24 protein-coding genes are annotated in these 25,046 nt (G+C 50.4%); 3 read left to right on the forward strand and 21 right to left on the reverse strand.

All coding sequences use genetic code 11. From position 1 onward, the window contains the following. Positions 1-238 precede the first annotated feature (238 nt). Both FD07_RS00005 and FD07_RS00010 read right to left on the reverse strand, forming a co-directional pair. Positions 239-628, reverse strand: coding sequence for a CvfD/Ygs/GSP13 family RNA-binding post-transcriptional regulator (locus tag FD07_RS00005; protein WP_020088289.1), 390 nt, complete (start codon positions 626-628; stop codon positions 239-241). 31 nt (positions 629-659) lie between these two features. Continuing rightward, the gene (locus FD07_RS00010; protein ID WP_020088290.1) at positions 660-1,250 is read right to left on the reverse strand and encodes a peptidylprolyl isomerase; all 591 of its coding nucleotides are present in this window, start codon (positions 1,248-1,250) and stop codon (positions 660-662) included. Between the two features lie 128 nt (positions 1,251-1,378). Here FD07_RS00010 and FD07_RS00015 point away from each other — a divergent pair, with 128 nt between their 5' ends. Next, a complete protein-coding gene (locus FD07_RS00015; protein WP_020088291.1) occupies positions 1,379-1,888 on the forward strand; it encodes a phosphatidylglycerophosphatase A family protein in 510 nt (169 codons plus the stop codon). Positions 1,889-1,986: 98 nt separating this feature from the next. Further along, positions 1,987-2,658 carry a VTT domain-containing protein gene (locus FD07_RS00020; protein WP_020088292.1) on the forward strand — a complete coding sequence of 224 codons (672 nt, stop codon included), beginning with the start codon at positions 1,987-1,989 and terminating at the stop codon, positions 2,656-2,658. 62 nt (positions 2,659-2,720) lie between these two features. Here the strand turns inward: FD07_RS00020 and FD07_RS00025 are convergent, their stop codons facing one another. Beyond that, positions 2,721-4,052: an MFS transporter gene (locus tag FD07_RS00025; protein WP_020088293.1), complete on the reverse strand. Its 1,332-nt coding sequence runs from the start codon at positions 4,050-4,052 to the stop codon at positions 2,721-2,723. Further along, complete coding sequence (locus tag FD07_RS00030) at positions 4,039-6,321, reverse strand: FAD-dependent oxidoreductase (protein ID WP_051089584.1); 2,283 nt, start codon at positions 6,319-6,321, stop codon at positions 4,039-4,041. The genes FD07_RS00025 and FD07_RS00030 overlap by 14 nt, the downstream gene beginning before the upstream one ends. 134 nt (positions 6,322-6,455) lie before the next feature. Here FD07_RS00030 and FD07_RS00035 point away from each other — a divergent pair, with 134 nt between their 5' ends. Further along, positions 6,456-7,220 (forward strand): AraC family transcriptional regulator, encoded by a 765-nt coding sequence (locus tag FD07_RS00035; protein ID WP_020088295.1) that lies wholly within the window; start codon positions 6,456-6,458, stop codon positions 7,218-7,220. A 53-nt stretch (positions 7,221-7,273) separates the two neighbouring features. Here FD07_RS00035 and FD07_RS00040 read toward each other — a convergent pair whose 3' ends face one another. The 17 genes from FD07_RS00040 to FD07_RS00120 form a co-directional block, all read right to left on the reverse strand. Next, positions 7,274-7,909 (reverse strand): TIGR01906 family membrane protein, encoded by a 636-nt coding sequence (locus FD07_RS00040; protein ID WP_020088296.1) that lies wholly within the window; start codon positions 7,907-7,909, stop codon positions 7,274-7,276. Then, a complete protein-coding gene (locus FD07_RS00045) occupies positions 7,902-8,696 on the reverse strand; it encodes a TIGR01457 family HAD-type hydrolase (protein WP_020088297.1) in 795 nt (264 codons plus the stop codon). Before FD07_RS00045 ends, FD07_RS00040 begins: the two co-directional genes overlap by 8 nt. A 12-nt stretch (positions 8,697-8,708) precedes the next feature. Next, positions 8,709-9,533, reverse strand: a complete 825-nt coding sequence (locus FD07_RS00050; protein ID WP_020088298.1) for a YutD family protein — start codon at positions 9,531-9,533, stop codon at positions 8,709-8,711. A gap of 5 nt (positions 9,534-9,538) precedes the next feature. Next, positions 9,539-10,927, reverse strand: a complete 1,389-nt coding sequence (locus FD07_RS00055) for a bifunctional metallophosphatase/5'-nucleotidase (RefSeq protein WP_020088299.1) — start codon at positions 10,925-10,927, stop codon at positions 9,539-9,541. 413 nt (positions 10,928-11,340) lie between these two features. After that, a complete protein-coding gene (locus FD07_RS00060; protein WP_020088300.1) occupies positions 11,341-11,949 on the reverse strand; it encodes a metallophosphoesterase family protein in 609 nt (202 codons plus the stop codon). Positions 11,950-11,965: 16 nt separating this feature from the next. Continuing rightward, complete coding sequence (locus FD07_RS00065; protein WP_020088301.1) at positions 11,966-12,814, reverse strand: aldo/keto reductase; 849 nt, start codon at positions 12,812-12,814, stop codon at positions 11,966-11,968. A 210-nt stretch (positions 12,815-13,024) separates the two neighbouring features. After that, positions 13,025-14,422: an amino acid permease gene (locus FD07_RS00070; RefSeq protein ID WP_020088302.1), complete on the reverse strand. Its 1,398-nt coding sequence runs from the start codon at positions 14,420-14,422 to the stop codon at positions 13,025-13,027. 204 nt (positions 14,423-14,626) lie between these two features. Beyond that, a complete protein-coding gene (locus FD07_RS00075) occupies positions 14,627-15,817 on the reverse strand; it encodes an acetate/propionate family kinase (protein ID WP_020088303.1) in 1,191 nt (396 codons plus the stop codon). A 16-nt stretch (positions 15,818-15,833) separates the two neighbouring features. Continuing rightward, positions 15,834-16,892, reverse strand: a complete 1,059-nt coding sequence (locus tag FD07_RS00080) for an N-6 DNA methylase (RefSeq protein ID WP_051089585.1) — start codon at positions 16,890-16,892, stop codon at positions 15,834-15,836. A 250-nt stretch (positions 16,893-17,142) separates the two neighbouring features. Continuing rightward, a complete protein-coding gene (locus FD07_RS00085; protein WP_020088305.1) occupies positions 17,143-17,571 on the reverse strand; it encodes a prepilin-type N-terminal cleavage/methylation domain-containing protein in 429 nt (142 codons plus the stop codon). Then, positions 17,568-17,774, reverse strand: a complete 207-nt coding sequence (locus FD07_RS00090; RefSeq protein WP_020088306.1) for a hypothetical protein — start codon at positions 17,772-17,774, stop codon at positions 17,568-17,570. Before FD07_RS00090 ends, FD07_RS00085 begins: the two co-directional genes overlap by 4 nt. Beyond that, a complete protein-coding gene (locus FD07_RS00095) occupies positions 17,725-18,195 on the reverse strand; it encodes a pilus assembly FimT family protein (protein WP_020088307.1) in 471 nt (156 codons plus the stop codon). Before FD07_RS00095 ends, FD07_RS00090 begins: the two co-directional genes overlap by 50 nt. After that, positions 18,185-18,490 (reverse strand): prepilin-type N-terminal cleavage/methylation domain-containing protein, encoded by a 306-nt coding sequence (locus FD07_RS00100; RefSeq protein ID WP_020088308.1) that lies wholly within the window; start codon positions 18,488-18,490, stop codon positions 18,185-18,187. The genes FD07_RS00095 and FD07_RS00100 overlap by 11 nt, the downstream gene beginning before the upstream one ends. Beyond that, positions 18,487-19,467, reverse strand: coding sequence for a type II secretion system F family protein (locus FD07_RS00105; RefSeq protein ID WP_020088309.1), 981 nt, complete (start codon positions 19,465-19,467; stop codon positions 18,487-18,489). Before FD07_RS00105 ends, FD07_RS00100 begins: the two co-directional genes overlap by 4 nt. A gap of 7 nt (positions 19,468-19,474) precedes the next feature. Beyond that, a complete protein-coding gene (gene comGA, locus FD07_RS00110) occupies positions 19,475-20,437 on the reverse strand; it encodes a competence type IV pilus ATPase ComGA (RefSeq protein ID WP_020088310.1) in 963 nt (320 codons plus the stop codon). Between the two features lie 117 nt (positions 20,438-20,554). Then, positions 20,555-23,854, reverse strand: coding sequence for a YhgE/Pip domain-containing protein (locus FD07_RS00115; protein WP_020088311.1), 3,300 nt, complete (start codon positions 23,852-23,854; stop codon positions 20,555-20,557). 271 nt (positions 23,855-24,125) lie between these two features. Next, a complete protein-coding gene (locus tag FD07_RS00120; protein ID WP_020088312.1) occupies positions 24,126-24,863 on the reverse strand; it encodes a YebC/PmpR family DNA-binding transcriptional regulator in 738 nt (245 codons plus the stop codon). Positions 24,864-25,046: the final 183 nt, after the last annotated feature.

Below are 25,046 nucleotides of genomic sequence, written 5' to 3' on the forward strand. Positions count from 1 at the left end.
AACTTTCTGAATATTTATTCAACATCCAAGAAGTAATGAATGACGGATGAAGCACGTCTTGACAACATAAATCATTCTATCAGTTGCTGTTTAACTCGTCAAGCATTAATTTCAAATTTGTATGACTATTCAATAATTTGTTATTTATGCATTGGCTGTCTCAAACAGCAACAGGTAATATCTTATCAATCATCCAACGATTGGTCAAGCATTTTTTCAAAAAATAAAAGCACCCTCCTTATGAGGATGCTTTCTCTTGATCCAAATGCCGCAACGCTTCGGCTTTCCAGCCCGCTAAACGGTCGTCAATTGGCTTAAATCCAATGTTGATCCGGTGGTTCGTCCAATAGTGCCGATGCTGATGTTCATCCGGTTCCGGCCCAAAGTCGACGTGCTCAAGGCACCGCAACGATAGACTAATCTTACCTGTGAACTCATCAATATCAAGAACGACCACGTTCACTTCCTGATTAACCTTTAAATAATCGTGAATGTCTTTGACGTAACCACAATGACACTCCGAGATGTGAATCAAGCCTTGACGGTGACCGCCGAGACTAACGAAGGCGCCATACGGTTGGATTCCTGTAATCCGTCCCGTTACCCTCTGACCAATTTTAAACGTCATCGCCACGCCTCCTATCTTTGCGACCAGTCAGTTAGTCTTCGCTGACCGTAACCTTGTCCATCGTAACTGGGGTTGCAGGTTGATCGCTAGCATCAGTCTTGACTGCAGCAATCGCGTCAACCACATCCATCCCCGTAATCACTTGGCCGAACACCGTGTGCCGGAAGTCCAGCCATGGTGTCCCACCTTTTTCGTAAGCTTTAACGATCTCTTCAGGGAAGCCAGCATCCTTCATCTGACCCTGAATTTGTGGCGTCATATCTTTATCCTGAACAATAAAGAATTGACTACCATTCGTATTAGGACCCGCATTGGCCATGGATAAAGCCCCACGTAAGTTATACAACTCTGGTGAGAACTCGTCTTCGAATGGTTGGCCCCAGATACTTTCGCCACCCATTCCCGTACCAGTCGGATCCCCACCTTGAATCATAAAGTTTGGGATCACACGGTGGAAGGTCATCCCATCGTAGTAACCAGCCTTGGCGTGCGTTACAAAGTTTTCAACCGTCTTTGGTGCTTGTTCGGGGAAGAGTTGCAGCTGAATGGTCCCCATGGACGTTTCAATCGTTACTTGTGGACCCCTGGCGTTAGCCAAATCAATTTGTGGAAACTTTGTCATAATTATCCTCCATATCTTTTCAAACATTACCTAGTCATCTATTATCACCGCCTAACGGGAAAAATGCAACTGATGTCACTGGTGCTATACTAGATATACCTAATAGTAAGAAGAAAGGAAGTTACACAATGATTAAACCAACCACAGCTTACGGCCAACGGACAATTGATCTCCTTAACGTACGAGGCGTTGATCTGAAAGATATCGCCGACCTCGTGATTTACCTGCAAAAGGACTACATTAAAGATCTCTCCCCGGAGATGGCCTTACATAGCGTTCAAACCGTCTTAAACAAACGTGAAGTCCAAAACGCTGTGATTACCGGAATTCAACTCGATATCGCTGCCGAACACCACACGCTCATGGAGCCTCTTCAAACGATCGTTGAACGTGACGAAGGTCTCTACGGTGTCGACGAAACCATGGCACTCTCAATTGTCGACCTCTACGGCTCCATCGGTTTTACCAATTACGGCTACATTGACCGGACGAAGCCAGGAATTCTCGCCAAGCTCAACGCACATGAACCCGGGATCATTCATACTTTCTTGGACGACCTAGTCGGCGCAATCGCCGCAGCGGGGGCGGCTCGGTTGGCCCACGATGATGCTGGCGAACAGGACACCCCCTTCAAATAATTATGACAATTTTGTTAAGCTTCACCCGACCTGCTGACATTGGCGTCAAAAACTCCTACAATGTGAGTATTATCAAATAACAACTAAGGAGCACCTTAATGGCCTATTTAATTGATTTCGTTCTCCACATTGACGACCACTTGGTCAACATCGTCAATACCTTTGGTGGCTCAACCTACCTCATCTTGTTTGCCATCGTCTTTGTGGAAACTGGTGCTGTGATTCTGCCCTTCTTACCGGGGGATTCACTGCTCTTTGCGGCGGCTGCCCTGGCCGCTAACCCGGCATACGGTTTGAACATCTGGCTGTTCGTGGCTATTTTCCTAGTCGCTGCGATTGGCGGGGACTCGCTGAACTTTTACCTCGGCGGTCGTGCCGGAGCCGCACTGTCTAACCACTCATGGTTTGGCCGACTGATCAACAAGGATAAATTAGCACAATCTGAACAGTTCTTTAGAAAGCACGGTCCACTGGCCATCTTCCTGGGTCGGTTCATGCCGATCATCCGGACGTTCGTACCATTCACCGCTGCGGGATCACAATTTCCCTACCGCCGGTTCCTGAAGTACAACGTCAGTGCCGCTCTGACCTGGGTCTTTATCTGCTGTGGCGGAGGTTACTTCTTCGGTAACATTCCCTTCGTCAAGGAACACTTCTCAGCAGTCGTTCTGGGAATCATCGTTATTTCTTTGATTCCTGCCGTTGTGGGTTGGCTCAAGGGTCGTCACACGTCCCGTCCCAATCCCCAGCGAATTCCCGAAGACGATTAAATTGAAATAATTGCATTTAAAAAGTTGGAGTCGACAGCGATGTCGGTTCCAACTTTTTTTGGTTAATTTTCGTTAGTCTTTGGCAAATCAATCTTCCCTACTATGAAGATATAAGATAAGGCACCCAGTAACGCAATAAAGGCGATAAAGACTAAGGCCGAGGAGAAGTTCCCGTTCGCAACTAAGAAACCAATGACGATTGGGACCACGATAGAAGATAACGCCCCACAGAAGTTAAACATCCCGCCAGCTAAACCAATCAATTCCTTAGGTGCAAGCGCCGTGACAAACACCCAGGTAATCGTTGCCAGACCATTACCGAAGAAGGCAATCGACATGAACATAATGATAAGTACAGGATTAGTCGTAAAGTTGGCACCCATAATCAGCAAAGTTAATAATAGCCCGGTGATAACTGGTAACTTACGGGCAAAACTCTCTGAATGCTTTCCTTTCAACAACCGGTCAGAAACATAGCCCGCCAAGATGACCCCGGCAAATGCAGATAGATAAGGAATACTTGAAAGCATCCCCGATTGTAAGAAATTGATATGCTTAGCTTCCGTTAAGTACGTTGGGAACCAGGTTAGGAAGAACCAGAACGTCCCTGAAATAGCAAACTGCCCAATATAAATTCCAATCAGCCGACGATTAAATAGCTTTTTAACGTTGGACCAAGTTAACTTAGCCTTAGGTTGTTGATTCTTTTCCTTAATAAATTCTTCTTCCGTGATGGCACCACCGGCTTGAATGTATTCAAGCTCATCTGCCCCAATCCACCGACTCTTTTGTGGATCATGGTAAATAACATACCATACGATTGACCAAATAATCCCAATAACCCCAGTTACAATGAAGAGTCCTTGCCAACCGATACTCTTATGAATTGCAAACAAGATTGGGGTAGAAAAAGCGAGCCCTAAAAATTGTGCTGAAGAGTATATCCCAATCGCTGTTCCCCGTTCATCATCTGGGAACCAATAGGAGACTGCCCGGTTGTTTGCTGGCATAACCGGCGCTTCGAAGAACCCTATCCCCAGTCGCAGCCCCAGCAACTGACCAAAGTTTCCGACCATCGACTGGAATACCGTGATTACTGACCAAAAGAATAGGCTAATAGTGTATGTAATCCGTGATCCCAGTTTATCCAGTAAAATCCCGCCAGGAATCTGCATCGCAGCATAGATCCAGCCGAATGCCGAAAAAATCAGTCCCTGTTGCACCGTTGACAAACCGATGTCCTTGGCCATCTCAGGCATCGCAATTGAAACGTTGGTTCGATCCATATAGTTAATAATGATATTAACAAAAATCAACGCGAGGACGACATACCTAATATGTGTCGAGAGCTTTGGTTTTGCTTTAACCGCCGTGGCTTCCTTAGACTCTTTCATGACCGTTCACTCCTTTAGTCAAATTCTGAATCGTTGCGTACGCCCTAATCTCTACTAAAGAGAACTGTTCACTCCCATTAGTCGTCAATGCTCGAACTCGCAGCGCCTTTGTCGTAATTGCCGTTGGTAACCGGAGGATAAGGTGCCGCTGTCGGTTACCCTGAATCGTCTCAATTGTTTGCCACCCGGTATCCGTCAGATAATCCACCGTAAAGTCTTTCAACAACTCTGGAATCACCGGAAAATCCGTCCGATGATGGTGAAGATTGATGAGATCTTCATTCACATCGTCATTTAAAGTTAACCGAATCTCCTGAATTTGTTGCGCGGCCGACCAAGTTAACGTCACATCTTCCGGCTCCCCACGGAATGGTGCTACCCACATGTTGGGGCCAGCAAACGGTCGCAAGTAGCCATTCGTCAAATTTCCTGCCGCAAACGCTTCTGTATCAGCTACTCTAAAGACGAAGTTATGCCGATTGAACTTTTGATTGGTCCACTCAAGAATCGGACTCGTTCGCACAAAGTGGTGGAGCTTCGGTTGCTTCAATTCTCCAACGGGCTCGTTGATAAAACTCAGGACCCCCTGGTACTCATGCGCACTAACCATCAGTGCCAGGCCAGGTTCCCCACTGACAACCACAAAAATATTCAGTGGGTGGTCCGGCTGCCATTCAAAGGGAATCGTCACCCAGTCATGTGTCCCCGCAACAACCGGTACCGTAATCGTTTTAAGTAGCTCTTCTGGAATATAGTTTTGACCTTTACCGGTTTGGTAAAAACTAACTGAAAGATTACCACCAAGCTCAGTGTTCACCATCAAATCTAAACCATGTATCCTAGGATTCACCGGAAAAGTAAATGCCACTGGCTTCTCTAGTGGATATGGCAGACTATCCTCGCTATAGGTATTGATTTGCGTTAATACCTGGCTAGCCGTCACCACAGCCTGTTGTGCTAAATCTGCTGGATCTGGAACACTTAACCCCAGGATAGAACTGTCTTCACGTAACATTAGGCTCTGAAATTCCGTTAAGTGCTCACGATAAATATCTCCTGCCTGAATCTGCCGACTGAAAGCAAAAGCCGCAGCTAGTCCTGCTGCCTGTCCACCAATCGCACAGGTTGCCATAACTCTAGTTGACCCGAAAGCAACGTGACTCACACTGATATCCCTACCTGCTAGGAACAGATTATGGATATTTCGGGAATACAGGGATCGCAAGGGAATATGATAAAGGCCGTCTGGGACAGAGTCTTCCGTGCCAGCTTCTTTGGTATACATCCCAGAAGATGGATGAATATCAATTGACCACCCACCAAAAGCAACTTTATCCTTGAAGTCTGTCTGTTCTTCAATATCTTGCTGGCACAACATATAATCACCCAGGAAACGGCGATATTCTCGTTTTCCCACAACGGAACCAACCCACTCTAGCGTCAAATTATCCGCATCATACTTACCAGAGTTTTTAATATAGTCCCAGATTCCAAAAACTGCCGCCTGTAATTCATCACGGATACTTTCATTATCATGGACAACGTCGTGGTCACCGCCCCATTCAATCCACCAATAAGCACACCCGTTATCATCCTTTTTGATGACTCGGCTTTTAACGATTTCAGTCTTCGTAATGTCTCTGGCAAAGAACGGCTTGGTAAACTTCACGGCATGCCCGACGTCCTTTGTGTAGAAGAATATCGAACTTCCTAATAATTTCTGATCAGCCACCTCTGGCGCTAAGGATTCTCCAAAAGTAGCTCGCGCTTCTCTGCCAAGATGAAACTCGGCGCCAGCATTAAAAGCAATCAAGCCATCACCGGTACAGTCGATGAAGTAATCGCTCCTGAAAGTTAATTGTGTTTCGGAACCTTGAACGAATCCCGTAACTGCCGCTACCGTGTGTTCATCGTGCATACTGACCTGTAAAATCTCCGTATTCAGAAACAAGTCGATATTTGCTTCCGTACGGACCTTTTCCAAGAGTAACAAATCCCAGAGATAGGGATTACCATCTGGATTACGATACTGATTTTCAACAAACAACTCCCCCATTATCCCTGTCTCTCGGCCATATCGGTTAATACCGTGTTTCGAGGCACCGCCAACCCACACGCGAATTTCACTACTGGAGTTCCCACCTAGTACACTACGATTTTGAACAAGCGCCACGTGACAGCCTACCCGCGCACTACTGATTGCGGCACATACCCCGGCTAGGCCACCACCAACAACGACAATGTCAAAAGTTTGTGAGCAACTTTCCATAAGTTTCACATCCCCTTGTTTATTTAGCTTACGTCTATTATTATGGATGTGTGTGATAGCGCTTACAATTTCCTTTTTTGACACTTATTTATCTTTTTTTGACATTGATTAGTTTTCAGAAAGGTGGTGTTCACATGCTCACAATTGAAACCAATCAATACACCTTTTGGCAGGAAAAGCCCCATTTCCTCTTGCACTCCGACACAGAAAATTTCTGGGTCATGTATGTAATTGAGGATGGCGATTGCAATTATCAAATCGGTGATCAAGCTGGCGAAGCCCATCGTGCAACCATTCTTCTGTGTCCACCGCAAGTTGAATTTAAACGTGAGGTCATCCATCCCCTCACCTTCCACTTCGTCCGGTTCACCTTCACTTCGCATTTTTTCAAAGACCAAGACTTAAGTGGACACTTTGCGCAGGCCAACGCCCGCATCTTGGAAGATTGCTCCTACCTACGACAACTAGAGTACTGTCCTTCTGCTGAAGTGGCGGCCTTACAGAACCATTTTATGGCAGACATCTTCAATACCGAATTGTATCGCAAATTGTTTGAGCAGCACCACCCCACCATTCATTCCGCAGCTATTCGAGAAGCTGTGACCTTCATGGCGAACCACTATCAAGATCAAATCACAATTAACGAAGTCGCCCGCGAGATTGGCTGGAGTTCAGCATACTTCTCTCGCCGATTTAAATCAGAAGCGGGCATTACACCCGTTCAACACCTGGAAAGACTCAAGCTACGGGCTGTTCAACAACTCCTAATTACCACTGATCTCCCCATTGACACAGTTGCCGTCAAAGCCGGTTATTCCGATGGCTACTATCTCAGCCGGAAATTTTCAGCCTGTATGCACACTAGTCCCAGCGACTTTCGACGAAACCATCAAATATAACAAAAATCGCAGCCGACAAAAATTGTCAGTTGCGATTTTATTTTTTATAAGTTTTATTCTCCAGCATGCTTAAACGACTGCCGTCCCAGCCAATACAGCCAAATCAGCCCCGCCTCGAACAAGGCAAACGCCATAACAAAGCAGTGGAGAAAGAACGTGTCCGGTAGCGCCGTAATAATCGGGTCCAGACTCGGATCGAACAGCCAGTCATTGTTGCGGAAGAGAATCTTGTGGAAATCAATAAAGAAGTCGTTGAAGTCCACCGCCATCACTGCCGCCAACACAATCGGAATGACCGTTGCTACCTGCATAGGCCGAATCAACCGCCACCGCTCCCCGTAGCGTTTCAACCGTCGGAAATACCACACGGCTGGATAAATACTCACCAGGAGCACGACGTTATTCACCAAGAACAGTTGCTTCACGTCATGAAAATGAACCATCCCCGTAAACGACGTGGGAAAGTCACTCATCTTAAGATCCGTCACCCACGGCAACTCCAAATAACCCAGCATCTGATAATAGTTATGCATAATCTTTTGCGGCGTCATTTGGACCGTTTGAGAAATTTTAAGCCAATGAATGTCCAACCGATACAGCCAGACCGCGTTGATCGTCAAAAAGATACTCAACGTCAGCAACAATAAAATCAGCGCTGTTAACCCAACGCCGCGTTGCCACTTAGTCAACTGGCCCCACCTCGATGTCCCAGTGATCCAGGTTCGGGATGGTATAGGTCGGTTGAATCGCCTGTTGCGCCACCTGTTCCGGCGTGGAGACTCCCGTGTAGACCAGAAGTGTATCCACCCCAGCGTGAATCCCGGCGAGAATATCCGTCTGGTAGTTGTCGCCCACCATCAAGGCATCCTCAGGCGCGATCCCCATCAATTCCAGTGAGTTTTGCAAAATAATCGGCTCCGGCTTCCCCACGAAGATGGGTTCCGTCTGCGTGGCATAACGCACGAGGTCGACCAGTGCACCCGCTCCGGGCATCAGTCCCCGGGCCTTAGGAATATTGGAATCCGAGTTCGTCCCAATGAACGTTGACCCACTGCGAATCGCCAGAATAGCCTTGGCAAATTTTTCGTAAGTCACATCACTATCAAGCCCCACGACCACGTACTCGGGATGTTCCTCGTCCACCGTGAATCCTTTAGCCGCAAGTGCCTGGTTCAATCCAATTTCGCCGACCACATAAACGGTCCGCTTACCGGTCTCACCAGCCCGTTCGTCCAAGAAGTCTGCGGTTGCGAGGCCCGCCGTATAGACGTTGTCCGTATTGACGTGAATGTCGTGGTTATCTGCTAAGTTTGCCACAACGTCCACGGGCAATTTCGTCGTGTTATTCGTGACAAACTTAAAGGGCACCTTGGCCGCCTGCAAACGTTCCACGAAGGCTTTGGCCTTGGGATAGCGCTTGCTCCCCGCATAAACGGTACCGTCCAAGTCGATTAGATAGGCTTGATAATTTTTCATTGCAAATTCTCCCTAATTCTCTTTTTTCTGCCGAATGGTGAAATGCCGGCGTCCCTGACCACCCGTTGCGACCGTCACTGTCTTGCCAGCGTCGGGCTTAGGTTGCGTCGTGGTGCGCCGTTCTTCAGTATACGGATGATTCGTATTGTTCCGGTGACGTGAATGCCGTGAACGCCGCCGATGACTCCCATTAGGGGCCGTGCCATTACTGTTGCCCGTATGACTGCTATTACTAGTCGTATTGTTATGTGTCGTTGTTTTACTATTGACCGGATTAGTCGTATTGCGATTGTGACCACTGCCACCACGATTACCATTAGTCGCCTTGGCCGTAGCCTTTTCGGCAGACTGATGCTGGGGCTGGTTCTGCTTGTTCTGTGATCGATTCTGTCCCTGATTCTGTTGGGCCGCCTTATTACCACTGCCACTTCGCCGCCGTGAACGACTACGCCGTGGCTTCGGTGCCGCTTTAACGTCTAAATTATGCAGTATGAAGTACGCACAGCCGAAGTTGCAGGATTCATAGAGATAATCCTGAACGGCATCGATCTGATTCTGCTTGGCACCAGCTCGGTCCTCGGCGTAGAACCCCTTCAACCGCAGCTGCTCAAAGCCCCAGTCGCCGACAATATAGTCAAATTTGCTTAAAATCGTACTGAAGCGGCGGGCAAACTCAGCGAAGTCAAAACCGTCTCTGACGTTTGCCACGACTTCATAGGGGTGGCCGTTGATCGTTAGGTGCGTATCATCTTCGCGTACGACCTCTGCCGCAGGCTCCCGGCTTTCTCGTTGTTCGGCAACGAGTGCCTCTAAATCTTTGCGATCCACCGTCGTCATCCTCTCTAGTCTTTATCTAAAGGGTAGTGCGTGCTCAGATACTTGGCAAACACTTCCCGTAACAGGTCTTGATATAGTATCTCGTTCTTACCCACGATGGAGATTGTTGGGAAGAATGGAATAAATAAATAGTGATCCAAAACGGCAATCTTATACTGCCGGTTGGGTGACAGGGGTTCTCCGCGCCACGTCACCTGATGAGTCTGTTGGTCGTAGGCAATTCCCAGGTAGTTGATCTCCCCGAAAATTTTACCGCGAAAGCCCATCCCCTTCTGGTGAAAGTGCCGCAGAAATAGCCGTGCCATCTCGAATTCTTGAATCAACCGCCAGAGGTCGTACCCATTCAGGGTGACCGTCATGACGTGCATATTATGCGGTAAGATCTGATGCAGCTGATTCTGATTGACCACACCTCGCGGCAGATCCTCCAGAAACAGGCCAGCATTTAAAATAGCCGCCTGGGTCCCAGCGTACTCCGCAATGGCGTGAAGCCCCTCACGAACAAGCCGCGGTTGGCCCGTCAGATCGGCTTCCATCGTGACAGGCAGGTCCGCGACCCGCTGCTCGGATAAGATATCCGTTCCCAGATCATGAAGCCCCTGGATCTCAGCAACATCAGCCGGATCTTCCGGCAAGGTGGCCGTTTCCACCACGCTAGCCGTTGCGGCCTTAACCACATGTTTAGTATCCACCGTAAGCTCGATCTTACCCACGTACCGGCCAAATTTACCGGCCGCGGCTAAGAGACTGTGGTGGTCTTGTTCCCCATTCACAAATAAATGATGTGTGTGACTGCCAATAATCACGTTGACTTGCGGATAGCGCTTAGCAATCTGCCGATCGACGTCCACACCCAAATGAGACAACAGCACGCAGACATCAAAGTCGTCAGCGTAAGTCGTCAACAGGTGCGTTAAGGCATCATCGACCTGAATTGGCAACCACCCCGCCAGCGGATAGGTCAACTGGTACGGGGCCGTTAAGCCCAGCACCATGACCCGCGTGCCAGCGGCCGTGGTCAGTAGCCGATGGTCGATCGCCCATTTCGGCTGCTCGTGGGTATCCTTCGTTAGCAGATTACCCAGCACCACTGGAAAATTGGCATAGTCATAGAGGTGGTCCAACTGCGGGCGCATGTAGCTCAGGCCCTCGTTGTTCCCGATGGTCACGGCATCATAGCCGATCTGATTCATCAGTTCCACGTTCTTCTGACCGTTGGTGGCCTCCGTCACGGGATGGACACGATCCAGGTTGTCCCCAAGATCAAAGGTATACACGGTGTGCCCGGCCGCCTGGGCACTGGCCTTAGCCGCTGCCAGGTAGCGCCGAATCCGTGGCCAATTTTCAAAGTGGGAATGTAAGTCATTCGTATGCAGGATGGTAATCTGTTCCATGCTCTCTTAGCTCCTCTTAACACTGTGTTTAATCCTACGGCATCAAGGGGCCCCGGTCAAGCGCAATGCTACCTTGGGCTGATCGAAATTTCTGGCGGACCGCCTACGGTAGACTGGTGCCACCCCGTGAGGCAGACCTGAAGCCTGAGAAACGGTCTTCAGGGCAAGAACGAGCCTCGCAAGCCCACGAGTCTCGTTCTTGGCCAGTGGACTAGGCTGGGAAAGCACCCCAGCCAAGGCCACCGACACGGGGCTCTGCCAGTCTACCTTCGGCTAGGATAAAAATTTCAACCGGTCGTTACCATAAACGCTTGGCCAGCCTCAGATGGCGATCTTCACCTCACATCCAAACACCATCTTTACCATATCCTGTTTTCTAACCGCATTCTACAGAATTCTTCAAGACTCCCAACTTACTGCTTATCCTGAAACTCCTTGGCCTTCCCCGCAACCATTTCTTCAATCTCACTTGTAGAGAATGGCGTACCGAATGGGACTTGTTCCTTGAGGTAACGCGTTTCTGGCGTGTCTACGCCGACGTTGATATTTTCCTTAACGGGGACCGCGTAGTGGTGAATATGCCCGTGAAGATTGATGATCTGTTTCACAATGCCCAGCATCATGGGGTAGTGTGTCATGTAGTATTGCCGGTGGTCGTACTTGATCAGCGCCCCCACATCATGGAAGGTGTACTTTTCTTGCCCGTGATCGACGGGATTGTGGGCCGCCAGGTACTTGAATAGTGCCCGACTGTCGTGGTTCCCCTTGATCAATTCCAAGCGACCATTCAGTTGGGACAGAACATCCGCCACAGCCTCATCGGATTTGATGGCTGGTCGGGTGAAATATAACGCAATGTCTCCCAGGTGATAAACCGTATCGGTTGGGGCAACGCGCGCATTCCAATTATCAATGATGGTCTGATTCATTTCGTCCACGTTAGCAAATGGCCGCGGTGCGAAATCATTCATGCCTAGTAAATCTTTATGGAAAAAGTGTGTATCTGAAGTAAAGTATTGCATATCATAACTCCTCGTCTTAAATAATATCGAGTGCTTCCTTCTTCGTTGGTCGCGGAAACTGCTGATCCAGCGCAGCCAATTCAGTCGGCGTCAGGGTCAACTCACCGGCCGCAATATTTTGCGTCATGTGTGCCACCGAACTGGTCTGGGGAATTGCCAGCGTCTGAGGATTGCGAATCGCCCAGGCTAAGAGCACCTGGTAGACTGTCACATCATGCGCCACCGCAATTCGTTTGACCGTGGCATTAGTAGCCAGGTGTTGGCCCCACGAATCGCCCTGCGCAACCGGAGAATAAGCAATCAGTGGCAAGTTGTGGTCAGCTTGCCACGGCAGTACCGCGTAATCTAACCCGCGGCTTCCCAAATGGTATAGGTCCTCATTGGCTACAGCCTGATCACCACCAGGAAGCGCCCAAAGTTCTTGTAAATCGGCAATATCAAAATTGGAGACGCCCCACGACCGGATCTTACCGGTCCGTTGGAGTCGTTGCAGCTCGGCCACCGTTTCAGCCAGCGGCACACTCCCCCGCCAGTGATAGAGGTACAAGTCAACGTGATCCGTCCGCAGTCGCTGCAGGCTGGCGTCCAGGCTCGCTTCCATGCGACGCTTAGACGCGTTTTCTGGCAAGACTTTGGAAATCAGAAAGAGCTGATCACGGTCCAGTGACTGTAGGGCTTCCCCGACCAAGCTCTCAGCCCGGCCTGAGCCATACATCTCGGCAGTATCGATCACCCGTGCGCCAGCCGTGATGCCGGCTTGAATAGCCGCGATCTCCGCCGCCCGTTGCGCTGGGTCATCCCCCATGTGCCAGGTTCCAATTCCAATAGCAGGTACCGTTTGTCCCGCAATTTTAACAGTTTTCATGTTCACACCTCATTTAAGTTGTTCCGTCATTTCGTGACCGGGGTCTACTACTCGGGCTAGCCACCAGTCGTTGCATTCACATTTCTATTATCCGCGTTTTACCGCGCAAACACCACTTTCATCGTAGCACTTCACGATCATTTTCGCTGGTCTCATCCCCTACGAAAAAAAGAAGCACCAACCAGTATTCTGGCGGTGCTTCCTATCCGTTTATTTATCAGAATCCATGGCGCTGGCGGCTACGCGTTGGTCGCGAAATCGCTTGCCCAGGCTCAGGCCTACCAACCAGAGGATGGAGCCAATCAGGGCAACTAACGTGTCGACCCGGAACAGCAAGACAACGGCGACCATCCCAAGAAAGGCCAGGATGAAGTAGTCACTCAGTGGGAAGAATGGCATCTTAAAGCTGCTGTTGCTGCGTTCCAATGGCGTCTGTTGCTTCTTGTACTTAATGTGAGCGACCACGATGGCTCCCCAGATAAAGAGAAAGCAGGTCGTTGCGATACTGGACACGAAGGCGAAAACGTGGCCCGGAATGATAAAGTTCAGAAAGACTGAAACGGCAATGATCAGCGTGGAGAACCGCAGCGCATGCGTTGGCACCTGTGCCCGGGATAACGTCCCCATCCGCTTGGAAAAGCGGCCTTCTCCACTGTAGGTTAAGGAAAAGAGCATCCGTCCAGTCGTAAACAGCGAGCTGTTGCAGGCCGAAGCGGCAGCCGTCAACACAACGAAGTTAATAACAGCAGCGGCCGACTGAATACCAACGTTCTTGAAGACCTGAACAAAGGGACTGCTAGTTGGCGAGATGGATTGCCATGGGTAGATGGCCATCAGCGCCAACAGTGACCCCAGATAGAACAGAATGATTCGCAGTGGAATTTCATTGATGGCTTTTGGCAAAACCTTCTTAGGGTTGGCCGTTTCGGAAGCGGTCATTCCCACCATTTCGATCCCCACAAAACTAAATAGAACCATTTGGAAGGACAGGAAGAAGCCCTTGGCACCGTTGGCAAAGAATCCGCCGCTGGCTAAGTTCGTCACACTGGCGTGACCAACGGGGGTTGGAAAGTGAACCGCAACCATGTAAGCTCCCGCCAGAATCAACGCCACGATGGCGACAATTTTAATGATGGCAAACCAGAATTCCGTTTCACCAAACGCGCTGACCGTAACGGAGTTCAGAGCTAGCAGAATGGCCAGCAACGTCAACGCCGTCACCCACGAAGGAAGGTGTGGGAACCAGAACTGCATGTATTGACCGGCAGCGGTAACTTCGGCCATGGCAATCGTGATCCAACAGATCCAGTAGGTCCACCCGGCAACGAAACTCATGTTGTCACCGAGGTACCGCTTGATAAAGTCAATGTAGGAGTGAACTTCCAGGTCGGACAGGAGCAATTCCCCCAGCGCACGCATCAGTAAGAAACACATGATCCCCGTGGCAAGGTAAGCCAGAATAATGGAGGGCCCAGCTAAATGAATGGATTGACCAGCACCTAAGAACAGCCCCGTCCCGATTGTTCCCCCAAGAGCAATCAATTGGACGTGCCGACTCTGAAGTCCCCGGGAAAATTCCTGATTAGTATTCGCTTGATTTTTTTTCATCTTAATCTCCCCTTTGTTGAAATATATTATACACATCTGACCGGCCAATGCCAGTTCCAATGCTGGTTAGTTCGACTAACTAAACAGCGCTAACGACTGGTATAAACGAATTTCATTCAACTTAAATTAATTTAAGTGATAATTATTCAACTTCAGGTGAAAGAAAACATCCTCCCGGAAACTCCGAGAGGATGTCTCGTTAATTTATTTACGTAAACGTTCGATGTCCCGAACGATCATTAACTCTTCATCAGTAGGAATCAAAAGCGTTTTGATCTTAGAACCGGCAACACTCAGGTCACGTTCAACCCCACGAATGTTGTTCTTTTCTGGATCAACACCGATACCGAAGTAAGTCAACTTGTCAGCGACTTCTTGACGGATCATGATATCATTTTCACCCACACCGGCAGTGAAGACGATGGCGTCAGCGCCACCCAATTCAGCAAGGTAAGCACCCACGTAGCGCACGATCCGGTTGATGAACATGTCCCGAGCCAACTTGGCACGGTGGTTCTTGTCTTGAACGGCTTCCAATTCACGCATATCAGCGGAAACACCGGAAACCCCTACCAGACCAGACTTCTTGTTTAGGATGTTGATCATGTCGCTAGGCTTGTCGATGTTCAACTTTTCCATCAGGTAAGCGACCAAGGAAGCATCGATATCCCCAGAACGCGTTGCCATTTCGATACCAGCCAGTGGCGTGAAGCCCATTGAGGTGTCGTATGACTTACCATCCTTGATGGCCGTGATTGACCCACCAGCACCAATGTGCATCGTGATCAACTTCAAGTCTTTGAGTGGCTTGCCCAACATTGCTGCGGCACGGTTGGCCACGTAACGGTGACTCGTCCCATGGGCACCATACTTACGGGCACCAAACTTTTCGTAGTATTCGTAAGGAATAGCATACATGTAGTTCACTTCTGGCATGGACGTGTGGAAGGACGTATCGAAGACAGCCACACTTAACACGTTAGGCAAAATCTTCTTGAAGGCTTCGATCCCCATGGCAGCGGCCGGGTTGTGCAGTGGTGCATATTCAGCCAAGTCCTTGATCTTTTGTAAAACATCGTCATCAATAACGGCGGAGTCCTTGAACTCTTCACCACCGGCAACGACCCGGTGACCAATACCCGTGATTTCGTTGAAGTCGGTGATAATTTCCAACTTAGTCAGTTGATCCAACATTAATTGGATAGCTTCCTTGTGATCGTTAACATCTTGGGTCGTCTTGTACTTTTCCCCATCACCATACTTGATTTCAACCAAAGAGTTACCCAGACCGATCCGGTCAATGGCCCCTTCAGCGATCACTGATTCTTCTGGCATTTGGAATAATTTGAACTTTAACGTAGAACTTCCGGCGTTAATTGCTAATGATTTTCCCATTTGGTAATTTCTCCTTTTATGAGCGGTCCGTCAGCAGGTTTTGTTCTTCCCATTGGACGATTTCCGCAACAAACTTTTGAAATGCTGATTGTTCTTTAAATGATGGGAACTCGCCCAACATTACTTGTTCAACCTGCTTCGCGCCAGCGCCCGGCTTCTGTAAAATCAGAATAGCCTTCTGGGCGTTAACATTCATAAAGAGCTCACTTGGTAGGTTCAATAACCCTTGCAGATAGGCGTTTCCCGCTAACCACTTTAATAGGCCCTTCGCTTCTTCCGTTTGGAAAAGTTGTGAAGGTACCAGGAACACGCCGACACCACCCGGCTTTAATTGATTCAAAGCTTGCTCCAACATCAGGTGATGCACGAACGAATGGCCAGTGGCCGCATGGGTCTGATAGTTCGCCGCATTCTCATCAATTGGGTAATACCCAATCGGTAAGTCGGCAACAATCAGGTCACTTGCTGGCACCAGCAACTGTTCGAGCGCATCCTGATGAATCAGTTCGATTGGTAACCGTTGTAGGTCACTCGACGTCTGGGCAATGGCCAACATGGTATCATCATTGTCCACGCCATACGCCTTAATGTCACCCTTAACGACAGCCTTGAGTTGTGAAAGTACCGCCGTTAACAGGTTGGCCGTCCCAACCGTCAGGTCAGTGACCGTCAACTTTGGCTTGTCTTTCTCCAACCGAGTCACGAGGTAACCCATGATGTAGGCAATCGTGTCCGGCGTCAGCTGATGGTTAGCTTGAATCTCATCTACCCGAATCGCTTTGAGCATGGCTAATTGAACCGCCCGGCGAACCGTTTCGGCATCGTCACTTTGCCAGTCGACCTGGGCATACAACTTGGTTAACTTCGCTGCAGTCTCTGTATCTGGCTGACCGTCTTCTACCTGAACTTGGCCATTGAGCAGGTTATCCCCTGTCTCAACGAACGCATCCAAATAAGATGTGCTTAGCGCTTCTTGCAGGATCGTGGTTGATTCATCCATGACCTTGAAGAGCGCTTCAGTCTGTTCTTGTGACAGTACGCTTCGCCTCCTTGTGAAATTTGCATGACACAACATATCCGTTATCTATACTACCGATTTTTCGGCTGTTATTCAAGCAATCTTTGTCGCGAATCTGCGGGTTTTACCGTTCTGAGACGCGGTTTTGACGCTTGTTGGGGTGATCTAAACCCCCGATTCAGTTGTGAAGTCGAACGATTATAGTCTTTAATGAGTTGATGAGTCGACTGTTCGCGTGCCGATTGACCAGCCATAACTAGAATCAAGACTAGACTGACACTTGCTAGGAAAAAGAGGGCCCACAGCGTCAGGAACCCTCGCCGCGTAAATCGAGAATCGTCGTCTGCCAAGGTAATCGCTCCTGCTTTAGATTCAGGCGCACCAAGCCCGGATATTTTGTGAGGTGCCAGTGAACGGCCTCTACCCGCCGTAGCAGGGGGTAGTAGCCCTGATGGTTCTGATTGGTTAGCCGGAGTACGTGCTTGCGGTCAACCCAGACGACACGGGTAACCTGTTTTTGCTGATCCTGTAAATTTAGCTGCCGACCGTCAACGTCAGTAACGCGGTAGCGACCGGGCTGCTCAAGGACCTGCACCATCTGATACCACGCCACTGGATCCTGCCGAAGTGGTCGCAACAGGACGCGGTCCACCCCGCTGGCCAGTACAAACATCCCCGCCGCAATTCCTAACGCCAGTAGCGCTTCGATTAAAGTGAAGCCCGCACGTTGTTTCATTGGCTAGCCGCCCAAGCGAGTAAGGCCCGGTCATGCTGCTCACGAGCCCGCTGGAGTTGGGCCGTCCGGACACGTTCGCCGTGCTGGGTCACCATTAGTGTCTGCTGGGCCAGGCCAATCGTTAGCGCCACAATCCCCAATGCCAATAAGGCGTCAGGAAGCAGCCACCCGTTGTGGTCGCCGCGTCTTGGTTGCTTCAACATAGATCAATGCACCTCCTAACTGAAATGTCTGATACCACCAGACGTGATGCGTCGTGCTATACCACTCCATGGTAAAAGCATCCGCATGCCCCTGCGGCGTGATCCCCCAACCGGTCCGTCCATCGACCCAGCGGAGACCGGGCGGTGGCATCAATCGTCGAAAGATATGATGCGCTTGGCCCTGCGTCAACGTGACCTCCCCCGTCTTTCGGTCGACAAAGATTCCCACCGTTTCTTTGCGGGCAACCGCCACTTGGCGTCCCACCGTCCATAATTGTTGCCATGCGGGCCAAAAAGCTTGTTCCGCTGTGGCTCGCCGTTGCGCAACCGCCTGAAAGCCTACTAATACGGTCAAACTCGCCACAATCAGCAAGACCACCAGCGTTTCGTAGAGGGTAAATCCTCGCCGATTACGATGCATCTTCTGAATGCTCGTCGTGAATCTTAATGCCCTCACGCTGGGCTTGCTTAACCTGTTGTGGTGTCAGGTACCGTCCGGCTTCCAACGCGGTATAGGTCACATGGGTTGCCGTCTGATGATCATCCAGATACGCCGTTACCTGCCCCTGAACCACTGTCTCCATCGCATGCCGATGAATTCCCTGGGCGTGGTGTCGCTGGCCGTTTAGGTTTGGGAGAATAATCAGCACCAATAGTGAAATGATAAAGAGGACAATCGTCATTTCGACCAAAGTAAATCCATGCCGCTTGCTCATTGCGTGACCCCCTGTAAATTAGCATACATGGGTAAAAGGAGGCTCAGGTAAGCCCCGACAATTAGAAGAGCAACTACTGTCAACAAGATCGGTTGCACCATGGCCAACCCCCGTTCTGTCAGACGAACCAATTCCTGATACCGCAGATGACTGTAAGCCTCTAACTCACGAGCCAGTTGCGGTTGCGTACTGCCCTTCTGCAATAGCACGACTAGCTGTGGTGGGACGTAGGCCTGTTGACGCAACCAGCCCACTGGTGAGTGTCCGGATTGGAGTTGCTGTTCGAGCACAATCGCCAATTGAGCCAGCAGGGCTGCCTGGGGCAACTGCCGTAAGACTACCACCATTTGTTTAACACTCAACCCACTCGCCACGAGCTGGCTGAGGTTGGCCGTGAGGTAGTAGGCGTAATAGGCGCGAAAGATCCGGCCAATTACTGGTATGCGCAGACACCACGCGGCCAGATGCAGGGTCGTCTGCTGCCGCCACCAGCGCCACATCAAGACACACCCGCCAATCGCGACCAGTCCACCACCGATTTCTACATAGTGCCGCCAGGACAGAACTGGGGCTGGCTGCGCGTCAATCTCCTGCTGCAACTGTGGTAAGATGCCGACCTTTAAGGTAACGAAAAGCACCGCCATCCCCATCAGTAACCCCACCGGGTACAGCAAAAGTTGATGGAATCGCTTGCGTTGCGTCGCCATCAGGCCCAATAGTGTCGCCACCCGTTGAAGCGCCGTGGCAAGCTCGCCATAGGTTGCTGTCAATTGTAGTTGGAAATACACATTAGCTTGCAAATACGGCGCTAGACAACTCACAAAGTCCGTTCCCGCCAACAGCTGCGTCTCAATCTGCGTAACATCACGTGGCAAACCACTATTTGCCGCCTGACTGAAACTCACCGCCTCTCGCAGAGAAAAACCACTTGCCAGCTGATCCGCCAAGAGTTGACAGAACTGTTGCTGTTGCGCCAAGGGCCACCTACCCTTCCCGAAATTTCCGAACCGTTGCCACCGAAATCGTGTGTTCTTTACCTGCTTCTTCAAGTGTACGTCGCCACCTTTCCGTGGTTGTCTTCGTTGCTTGCCAAAGGTGGTCACCGGTTAAAATATCGAGGAGCACGGCCGGGCCATCCTGAAGCCGTGGAATCAGGCGCTGATAACAGCTCCCCGTCAACACCTGTCGTAACTGCGCCAACGGTACGCCCAATTCCGTCAGTCTTGGAATAGCACCCCCGGCACTCTGCGCGTGAACGGTGGTTAAGACCAAATGGCCACTCAACGCTGCGCGCACGGCCGCCTGAGCCGTCACCGTATCCCTGATCTCCCCAATAATGAAGACATCTGGCCGGTGCCGTAACCCCACCTTGACCAGGGCCTCGTAGTCCATCCCCGCAACCTCATTGACCTGCAGTTGGATGAAGTCCGCCTCCTTGATCTCAACGGGGTCCTCAATCGTGAGGACCGTGGCCGCTAATTCACGGGCAATCGTATACATCGTCGTCGTCTTCCCTGAGCCGGTTGGCCCCGCAAAGAGGACGAGTCCCCGGCGCTGAGCTAACTGCTGGAGTCGCAGCGGCTGGGCCGCATCCAAATAGGCCATCTGCCCAGTATGGTAGGAATAAATCACCCGAATCACTAGCGATTCACGGCCCACATAATCCCCGACCGTTGAGAACCGTAGCTCCAGTGGCTCTGGTGGCCCCGGCCAAGTCATCGCCCCCACCTGAGGCCGCCGGTTTTCGCTGACGGCCATATTTGCTTGAAATTTAAAATAAGTAATTAGCTGACGACCCAACTGGGCATTCACTTGTCGCCAAGTCGTCACTGCCCCCAATTGTCGCAACCTAATCTGATAGCCTGTCTGCCGTGGCAGGACGTAAATATCACTGGCCCGTTGTGTCCGTGCCGCCGCCAAGAGCGCCGTTATTACCTTTTGAATCATACGTTTCATCTCCTGCCCTTTCTAACTAACTACGTAAAAAATGCCGAAATATATTTTTATTTGCAAAAAAAATCTACGCATCCGCTAAGATGACGTAGATTTCAGTAAATCTTCCTATTATTCCTGGCGTTCACCTGCCATGGAATTTTTCGGGTTCATTAATTTCAGACCGATCAACCCAATTCCTAAGGCGATGATCACCACGGCTGCGCTAATACCCATCGTCAGAACCGCGGGACTAATCCCGGTCCCACTCAGAGCTTGAGTCAAGCCCAAGTTAGCGTAAGTCATCGGTAGGAACTTTGCCAATGGTGCATATAGGGTCTTCACCGTTTGAACTGGGAAGATGCCGTTTGCCACACAGAGTTGCAGGAAGAACAGCGCACCCACGACCAGAACGGCCAGCCGCCCCATGAAGAGTCGAAGGACTAGTTCTACTACCAGAACGGCGAGCGCAAATAACCCGGTCAGTCCCATAAACGTCCACGGTTGCGCGGCGTGAAGCATCACAGCCATCCCCGCACTGGTAATCAGTGATTGTAAGAGGACCCACCCGGTCAAGTTTGCCAGCTGGCGGGGTGTTTGGAGTTGCCGACGGTAGTCAAACCAAGCAACCAACGCCGTCAGCCCCAGGAACGTCAGCATTGCCACCACGAAGGGTGCAATGGCGTGCCCAAAGTTAGGCACGTAGCTGAAACGTTGGTGACTCAACTCTGACGGTGAGGCAAACATTGCTGCCGTCCGACTGGTTAGTGGCGTTGCCTGAACCTTATCCGCTCCACCCTGAAGCGCGGTGGCTAACTTACCATTACCGTCTTTGAGCTGTCGTGCGCCAGCCGTTAGCTTCGGTGAATTAGCAGCTAACTGCTGGGAACCGGTCGTTAACTGGCCAACTCCCGCTACCAACTGCGGCGCTTGTTGATTCAGTGTGTGTAAGCCGTTTGAGAGTTGATTACCGCCATTAGCAAGCTGAGAAACACCTGCCACCAAAACGGGTACTCTTCCATTTAACTGTGATAAGCCCCCAGCTAACTGCTGGGAACCGGTCGTCATCTGGCCGGAGCCAACGACGAGTTGGCCGACCCCACCGGTTAAAGCTGGAAGTTGTCCGTTGAGTAGCCCCAGCCCGTTCGTGACTTGAAGCGAACCATTGACGAGGCGCGTCACACCACCAGTCAGGGTAGGTAACTGCCCGGTCAATTGATGCAGGCCCCCGGAGACCTGCTTAGAACCGGTCGTCAAGTCGTTCACACCGGTGACCAGCGTAGGCACCTGACCGTTCAACTGTCGCGTACCAGCCGCCAATTGCGCCGTCCCCGTGATAAGGGCGGGCCCGTTGCTGGCCAACTGGTCACTTCCTGCAAGAAGTTTACCGATACCCGTGGTGAATGCCGGGACCTTACCATTCGCCTCCGCTAATTTAGCCGAGAGTTTCTGACTACCGTTGACTAAATTAGCATACTTCTTGACCAACGAATCATCATTGCCTGTAACCGCACCATTGAGTTGACTAAGGGCCGCACTTTGTTGCCCTATCGCTGCAGTTACCTGCTCAAAGTAGGTTTGTAACGCGGTGGCATCCCCCAAAACTTTCTGCAACGCCGCTGCAGCGGTGGTACCTTGACTGCTCGATGTCGCGTCCGCCAAATCCGCTACTGCCCGCTTCAGACGCGTTACCGTTTGCGGAGAAGCAGTTGCCGTTTCCGTTGTAGCAGGTGCATCGCTTGCCTTGACGAGTTCATTAGCCGCCGTGGTAACCGCGGTTTTAGCAGATGAAGTCGACGTTGCTGGCTTCGTTTGCCCCGCCCCTGCGAGTGCCGAAGTCATCGCCGCCTTCTGATCGGCCGTCATTTTCGTCGCACTAGCAACAGAGGCCACCTTGGCATCAATTTGCGATTGGGTCATCCCCGCTGACTGGTCACCAGACTGACTGTCGGAATCAATCTGGGCAACCGCCGTTTTTAACTTGTTGGCGGCCTGAGCCGTGGCATCGTCAGAAGCCGTGGTCGACGTGTCATCCAATTGTTTTAACTCAGATTGGATTGTCGCAACCTTCGTCGCTGCCACTGACGAACCGCCAATGGCAGTCCCTAATGTCGTCAAATCCGACTTCAACTGGTCTTGAAGCTGCTGCCCCTTTGCTTGAAGACCAGCCGCGCCAGTCGTAGACGCAGTCACCAATTGCTTAACTGAACCACTCAATTCATTAATACCCGACTGACCCGCAGAGACTTGCGCCGATAACCCAGAAGCCCCATCGGCCAAAGCTTGTACCGACGCAGCCAGTGTCTTACCATTCGTATCCAACGCTTGTAACCCCGTGTGCACCTGATAGACGCCGTTCACGTACTGGGTCGTGCTAACTGCCAAGGCTTGGCTACCATCCGCCAACTGAACGACCCCGGAGGCTAAAGCACCAGTCTTGCTATTTAGTTTTTCCAAGCCAGCCGTAACCTGCGCCGATCCGTCATCTAGTTTCGTGACGCCGTCAACAAGTGGCTGCGTTTTAGCGGACACCTGCCGCAGACCATCCGTCACTTGACCAGACCCCGTCGCCAAACGCTGTACACCTGCCGCTAGTGGTCCGGTCTTGGCCGAGAGCTGTTGGAGCCCTGTTGTGACCCGTTTGGACCCGCTTGCCAATCTACCGGCACCACTGTCCAATTGTGCCACGCCACTCGCAAGCGGCTGCGTCTTAGCCTGTAATGTCTGCAGGCCCGTCGCTAACTTATTGGCGCCGGTTGCCAGCCGATTAACGCCAGTCGGCAATTGCTGAACCTTGGTCGACAGTTGTAAGAGACCATCCTTGACTTTCGTTACACCGGTCGTATACGTATTCATCCCATCAGCCAGTGTCACCGTTCCATCTTTCAGCTGGGTTGCCCCCTTGGCCGCCGTCTGGAAGCCTTGACCACTCGCTTTGATCTGCTGGAACATGCTTAACGCATAGGCCTTGGTCACGGCACGCTTCACAGCAGAATTCAATTGGGTCGCCCCCGTCTCGCTGATGATTTCCCCGATATAATTAAGCGAATCGTTGGTCGCATAACTCAGTTTCATCTGTTGTGGGTGGTGATCCGTCACCGTAGTTGCGCGCTGCGAAAAGTTCTTGGGAATCGTCACGACCGTATAGTAGCGGTTATGCTTCATCCCGTCCGCAGCTTCCTTCGCCGAAAGAAAGCGCCAGCCCAATTTATGATTATTTTTAAGTTGACTGACGACCTGTTCGCCAACCGCCATGCGTTTCCCCTGGTACGTGACGGGCTGGTCCTCATTGACCACGGCAACCGGTAACTTCGCCGTCTGGCCAAAAGGATCCCAGAACGAATGGATCACGAGTCCCGCGCAAACGACCGGCAGAACCAGTCCCGCAGCGAGCACGCCGCCCATCAGATACTTATGTTTGATGCGTTTCATCCTCAACACTCCTCTGCATGCCGTAAAATGTATATGGCATGTTGTATTGCAGTGCAATGATACTATATTGCTAATTAACCACTGGCTAAATTAGTATATGGCATGTTGCATATGCTTTAAAAAATATGGCTCACCTTTCAGCCACATTTATGGAGTTTACCCGTCCCCCATTCAGAATGCAAGATTATTTTTTATCGTGACACACAAAAACCCGCCACCAGGCTAGGCCTGATAACGGGTTCATCGACTCAATTTATTTGGCTAAAAACGCTTATTCAACGCTTTCAGGTAAGACTGCGGCTTCGTAAATATCGGAAACATCGTCGTTGTCTTCCAGTTCTTCAATCAGACCTTGGTATTGAGAAGCCTTGGCTTCTGGTACTTCAGTCGTGTTTTGAGGGAACATCCGAACTTCGGCAGTGTCCAACTTGTAGCCTTTGTCTTGTAAAGCATTACGTGCTGCAATTTCACTCGAAGGATCCGTGTAAATCTTGAATTCTTCATCCGTGGTTTCCATGTCGTCCGCCCCGGCATCAAGTGCATCCATCAACATCGTATCTTCATCCGTGTCCAGACCGTCGCGCAAGATTACAATGTAACCTTTCCGATCAAACATGTATGAAACGGAACCCGCTGCACCAAGTGAGCCGCCATGGTGCGTGAAGGCAGAACGAACAGCCGCAGCCGTCCGGTTCTTATTGTCCGTTAAAGCAGCAACCATGATCGCCGTCCCAGCTGGACCGTAACCTTCGTAGGTAATTTCTTCGAACTTAGCGCCACCAAGACCAGAAGCTTTATCTAAAGCCCGCTTGATGTTGTCCTTAGGCATGTTAGCTGCCCGCGCCTTGTCCATTTCCAAACGAAGTTGAGGGTTACCGTCGGGATCAGGACCACCTGCTTTTGCAGCTTGGTACAAATCACGTGAGATTTTTTGGAAGATTTTTCCACGCTTTGCATCCTGAGCATTTTTCCGGCCCTGGATGTTATGCCATTTAGAATGTCCTGACATCGTAACTCCTCTTTTCTTAAATTTTATAGATATCCGTATAAAACAGACACTATACATGTTAGCACTTACTTCCCATTCGTTCAATTACTAAGCTTATAAAATTCGCTTATTCAACGAAAATGTATATTTTTTTTGGTGTTTCCCTTTAGATCAGGGATGTAAGCGAATTTTGTTTGGATAAAA

This window comes from Levilactobacillus parabrevis ATCC 53295, from assembly GCF_001434055.1.
GTDB classification, from domain to species: Bacteria; Bacillota; Bacilli; order Lactobacillales; family Lactobacillaceae; genus Levilactobacillus; species Levilactobacillus parabrevis.